General features: G+C 43.3%; 5 protein-coding genes and 1 pseudogene. 2 read left to right on the top strand and 4 right to left on the bottom strand.

Annotated features, from left to right (window positions below):
• Positions 1–49 precede the first annotated feature (49 nt).
• Positions 50–847 (bottom strand): annotated as a pseudogene (locus tag G5A70_RS15340) (stage IV sporulation protein A); the annotation flags it as partial.
• A gap of 164 nt (positions 848–1011) precedes the next feature.
• Here G5A70_RS15340 and G5A70_RS15335 point away from each other — a divergent pair.
• Together G5A70_RS15335 and G5A70_RS15330 are read left to right on the top strand one after the other, a co-directional pair.
• A complete protein-coding gene (locus G5A70_RS15335) occupies positions 1012–2517 on the top strand; it encodes a putative DNA modification/repair radical SAM protein (RefSeq protein WP_173750317.1) in 1506 nt (501 codons plus the stop codon).
• A gap of 17 nt (positions 2518–2534) precedes the next feature.
• On the top strand, positions 2535–3296 hold the full coding sequence (locus G5A70_RS15330) for a TIGR03915 family putative DNA repair protein (RefSeq protein WP_173750316.1): 762 nt from the start codon (positions 2535–2537) through the stop codon (positions 3294–3296).
• Positions 3297–3393: 97 nt separating this feature from the next.
• Here the strand turns inward: G5A70_RS15330 and G5A70_RS15325 are convergent, their stop codons facing one another.
• From G5A70_RS15325 to G5A70_RS15315, 3 genes are all read right to left on the bottom strand, one after another.
• Positions 3394–4245, bottom strand: a complete 852-nt coding sequence (locus G5A70_RS15325; RefSeq protein WP_173750315.1) for a bifunctional 5,10-methylenetetrahydrofolate dehydrogenase/5,10-methenyltetrahydrofolate cyclohydrolase — start codon at positions 4243–4245, stop codon at positions 3394–3396.
• A gap of 34 nt (positions 4246–4279) precedes the next feature.
• Complete coding sequence (locus tag G5A70_RS15320) at positions 4280–4909, bottom strand: cyclodeaminase/cyclohydrolase family protein (protein WP_111919864.1); 630 nt, start codon at positions 4907–4909, stop codon at positions 4280–4282.
• Positions 4910–4944: 35 nt separating this feature from the next.
• A partial coding sequence (locus tag G5A70_RS15315) for a formate--tetrahydrofolate ligase (protein WP_173750314.1) occupies positions 4945–5043 on the bottom strand: 99 nt, incomplete at its 5' end.

Here is a 5043-nt window from a genome sequence, read left to right as displayed (position 1 = left end):
AAAGCCCTTTTGAGGGCTAATATCAAACCACCAGTTGAACTGGTGGTTGCTGACTAGACCCAAGAAGATTTTCCTTTAAATAATGGTCAGCGGGCAGCATTTCCACCCATTTTGGAACATAAAATTCCATCTGCACAATGGGGAATTCATAAAGAAGTTTTTCCATAATTCTGGACACATCTTCTTTTCTCAACTGTTCACAATTTACACTTACAACTCCGGCCTGATATTTCTTTTTCAGTTCCTCTGCCAGGGCTAATGTTTCTTCTTTATAAGGCTTCTGGGAATTTAAAATAATCAAAAACGGCTTGCCTGTTTTCTTTAGTTCTGACACAGTTTTCTCTTCTGCCGTGATATAACTTTCCCGGGGAATTTCCCCAAAAGAGCCGTCACAGGTAACCACCAGGCCAATGTTGGAATGTTCTTCGATGACTTTTCTGGTGCCTGTCTCTGCCGCCTGGTGAAAGGGGATTTCATAACTGTACCAGGGCGTTTTTACCATACGTTCCTTTCCGTCTTCCATGTTTCCTGCCGCATTGGGAACCAAAAATCCCACACAGTCTATCAACCGTATTTTCGCCTGAAATTCCTCTCCCATTTGGATTGCTGCTGCTTCTTTTGGAATAAATTTAGGTTCTACGGTGGTAATCAGTTTACCGGAACCGCTTAGCGGAAGCTGGTCACGAATTTCATTTCTCAGGTTTTCCTCCATATTGGGAAGTGCAGCCAGTTCCATAAATCTTCGCACAAATGTGGATTTCCCCGTGCGCACCGGACCCACAACACCTATGTAAATTTCTCCGTTTGTACGAGCCTGTATATCCTTGTAAATATTATATGTATCCATAAAATACCCCTTTCATCGTATTGCTAGATTATATGACAGACCTTTCAAAAAAATTCCTCCCAATTTCACGAACATTTGTTCTTGACATTTTTTATATACCTGTTATAATAAAATCAGAATATATGTTCGATTCTATTTTATCATTTTTACAAAGAGGTGTTTACATGAAAGTGAATTTTTCTCTTTCCCTAGAAGAAAAACTGCAGATTTTATCAGATGCTGCCAAATATGATGTTGCCTGTACTTCCAGTGGTTCTGACCGGAGAGGGAAAAAAGGCAGTCTGGGGAACTCCTGTGCTGCAGGTATCTGTCACAGCTTTGCCGCAGACGGAAGGTGTATTTCTCTTTTGAAAGTCCTGCTCTCTAATGAGTGCGTCTATGACTGTAAATACTGTCTGAACCGCCGCTCCAACGATAAGGTGCGCACCACCTTTACCCCGGAGGAACTCTGCAGTATCACCATGGAATTTTACAAAAGAAATTATATTGAAGGACTGTTTCTGAGTTCCGGAGTCATCAAAAACCCTACCCATACCATGGAACTGATCTATCAGACTTTGTACCTTCTGCGTACAAAATACCATTTCAGGGGCTATATCCATGCCAAGGCTGTTCCTGGCGCGTCTCCGGAAATTATTGAGCAGACCGGATATCTGGCCGACCGTATGAGTATCAATATGGAACTCCCTACGGAGAAAAGCCTGCACACCCTGGCCCCCGGAAAAACACAGCAGTCCATTGAAAAACCTATGGCCCAGATACAGGGGAAAATTATAGATTACCGGCTTTCCCTGGGCAAAACTGCTTCTATGGAGCGCTTTGGACAAAACCAGTATCTCTCCAGTACAATTTTTACGGATACTGCCAGTACTTTGTCCGGTGCTTCCTCCTTGGCTCTGGAAAAAACTGCTTTTACACCCCGGATACAGAATTCCCGTTCTCTGTCAGTCCCTATAGATAAGCAAAAAAAACGGCCATTTGTACCTGCTGGACAGAGCACACAGATGATTATCGGAGCTACCGCTGAAAATGACTATGAACTTTTACAGGTAACCCAGCAGATGTATCAGAAATTTGATTTAAAGAGGGTCTTTTTCTCTGCCTATATTCCCCTTAACGAAGACTCTGCTCTGCCATCTCTGGACACAGCCCCTCCTCTGCTTCGGGAACATCGGCTTTATCAGGCGGACTGGCTGCTGCGCTATTATGGTTTTCATGCTGAGGATTTGCTCAGCCCCGCCAGGCCCAATTTTAACATCCTGCTTGACCCCAAGTGTGACTGGGCGCTGCGTCATCTGGAAATTTTTCCAGTAGAAGTTTCCCATGCTTCTTATGGCGACTTGTTAAAGGTTCCGGGAATCGGCAATAAATCTGCGTGGCGAATTGTTCAGGCCCGCCGCCAGGGCACTCTGGATTTTTCTGCGCTAAAGAAAATGGGGGTAGTTCTAAAGCGGGCACAATATTTCATCACCTGCCAGGGAAAAATGCTGTATCGAACTCCTATTGAAGAGGATTTTATTACCCGCCAACTGACCGGCACAGATAAAAAAACAGCCTGGGAAGCAGAACATCCTCAGACTTATGAACAGCTTTCCCTCTTTGACCACCATTTTCTGGAAGTCCCGCCTACCGTAGAAGACAGTTGTAAGACCTTTTGGGGTCAATTATAAGAAAAGGAGGCTCTTCCATGGTTGTTTTTACCTGTTATGACAATTTTGAATCCATGATGACCTGTATTTATGACGCTTGGGCAGCCCGGCTGGGACACTCCAATATCCGGCTTCAAACAGAACCTGTGGGCAACCTGGAACTGTTCTGTGAATACCGCCATATTGATACGGAAATGGAAAAAGTTCAGAAAGTTATCCGCTCAATCCACAAAAAAATCTCTTTTCAGGCGTATCAGTATGTATATGCTGCCTCCCTGTCTTCTCATGAGGAAAAGCTGGACAGAATTTACCGTTTTCTGGTGCTGGGCTTTGCCTGTGGAAACGCTGTGCTGGATATGCTCCATCAGCCGGAGGTACAGGCCATTTTTGAATTGCAGCGAAGTGTATATAATGAAACACACAAATTCCGAGAATTTGTTCGCTTTGACCGTCTGGAAAACCAGATTCTATTCTCTGTCATTGAACCGAAATCTCATGTGCTGACGCTCTTGGCTCCTCATTTTGAAGACCGTATGCCCTCAGAAGACTGGATAATTACAGATAAGAATCGCCTGCTTGCTGTAGTGCACCCTAAAAATCAAGAAGCCTTTTTAACTCCCATTACACCCCAAGAACTGGCTTACATGGAAAGTGTCCGAAACAAAAAGGATTCTTATACAAGATTGTGGAAAACATTTTTCGATTCTGTCTCTATCAAAGAGCGGGCCAATGCCAAATGTCAGAGAAATTTCCTGCCCCTTTGGTATCGAAAAAACATGACAGAATTTACAGAAGAATAGTTCCGCCCTTTCATCCGAAATACATTGTAAAAGGCGGAACCCAAAACAGGTTCCGCCCATACCTCCAATATAGAATCTCTTCTGTACTGGGTTCTTTTTATGCAAATTTTCTCTTAGCAGCTTCTACCACATGGCCTACCAGTACAGAAGTTGTAACGCTTCCTACACCGCCCGGCACAGGAGTGATAGCTTCTACGATTGGTTCTGCCTTTTCAAAATCCACATCTCCACAGAGTTTTCCTTCTGCATTGACATTGATACCCACATCAATAACAACCTGACCTTCTCTTAAATAAGTGTCATCTACTACACCTGCACGTCCTGCAGCAACAATGACGATATCTGCTTCTTTTACTACAGAAGGCATATCCACGGTTCTTGTATGACATACTGTAACAGTTGCATTTTTCTTAATCAGCATCATGGCAGCCGGTTTACCTACAACCAGACTGCGTCCGATAACAACTGCTTTCTTGCCTGTGCAGTCAATGTCGTAATAATCCAGAATTTCCATACAAGCCTGTGGTGTACATGGAGGGAAACCTACGTTCTTTCCGGTAAATACACCGGACATAGAGCCGTCTGTCATACAGTCTACATCCTTTTCAGGGTCCAGAGCATTTTCAATCACAGACTGATCCAGATGTTTTGGAAGCGGACGGAATAATAATACTCCGTGAATATTGTCATCTTTATTTACTTTGTCAATGGTTGCCAGAAGTTCCTCCTGTGTAACATCAGCCGGAAGTAAGATTTTCTCACATGCAACACCTAAAGTTTCACAGCGTTTGGTTGCTCCTCTTTCATAGGAAATATCGCTTTCATTCTCTCCTACACGAATAATTCCCAGAGTTGGTCTTACCCCTTTTGCTTCCAGTGCAGCAACATCTGCTTTGATTCTCTCATTTAATGCTGCTGTTACTTCTTTACCAAGTAATCTTTTTGCCATTTCCAGCATCCTCCTAATAGTTCTTTTTCTATGATTATTTTAATCTGGATAATACGCTTTCAAATGTTTCATCTGCAATCTTTGTATATTTTTCCAGCATAGCGTCTGCTTTTTTATTTAATTCTTCCGCATAAGCTCTGTCGGCCATGGATTTTGTATTGATGTAAACATTTAAGCTGGCTCCTTTTAAAGCAGCTTTACAGAAAGCAGCGCCTACCCCTGCATCACTGATAGCCAAAGTAGAACCCTTTGCTGCGAACTCTACAATAACTTCAATGGCTTCACAGCATTTTTCCATGATTTCCATAGGTACAGAACAGGCATCTTTTAACACGATTTCCATAACACGTGCTTTTTCTGCCTTTTCCTCTTCTGTATTTCTCGGCATACCGTATGCTTTGGAAAGAGGCTCGAATACTTCTGCGTCTCTCTCAATCAGGCGAAGAAAATCTTTCTGGAGTTCATCGCATTTTTTCTTTAACTCCCACATTTCTTCTTCTACCTCTGCATATTTCTTTTTGCCTACTGTAAGGCTTCCTACCATATTTCCAAGAGCAGTTCCTACTGCTCCTACTAAGGCAGAAGCGCCGCCGCCGCCGGGAACCGGGGCTTTAGAAGCCAGGACTTCTACGAATTCATTGCATGGCACTGTTGAAAATCCCATTGTTGTATCCTCCTTAAAACCGTATCTCTTTCTGCTTAGAACAAGCCGTGAATCTTTCCTGTCTCGTCTACATCAATCTTTTCAGCAGCCGGCACTTTCGGCAGACCCGGCATAGTCATGATTTCACCGGTTAA

It is taken from the genome of Blautia hansenii, assembly GCF_013304445.1.
In the GTDB taxonomy this organism is placed as follows: domain Bacteria; phylum Bacillota; class Clostridia; order Lachnospirales; family Lachnospiraceae; genus Blautia.
Note: the sequence above shows the minus strand (reverse complement) of the source record. Positions and strands in the feature narration are given on the sequence as shown.

Bases quoted from the DNA above. Each gene is read 5' to 3' on its own strand.
- G5A70_RS15330 (WP_173750316.1), top strand. From the start codon at position 2,535: ATGGTTGTTTTTACCTGTTATGACAATTTTGAATCCATGATGACCTGT.
- G5A70_RS15335 (WP_173750317.1), top strand. From the start codon at position 1,012: ATGAAAGTGAATTTTTCTCTTTCCCTAGAAGAAAAACTGCAGATTTTA.
- G5A70_RS15320 (WP_111919864.1), bottom strand. From the start codon at position 4,909: ATGGGATTTTCAACAGTGCCATGCAATGAATTCGTAGAAGTCCTGGCT.
- G5A70_RS15325 (WP_173750315.1), bottom strand. From the start codon at position 4,245: ATGGCAAAAAGATTACTTGGTAAAGAAGTAACAGCAGCATTAAATGAG.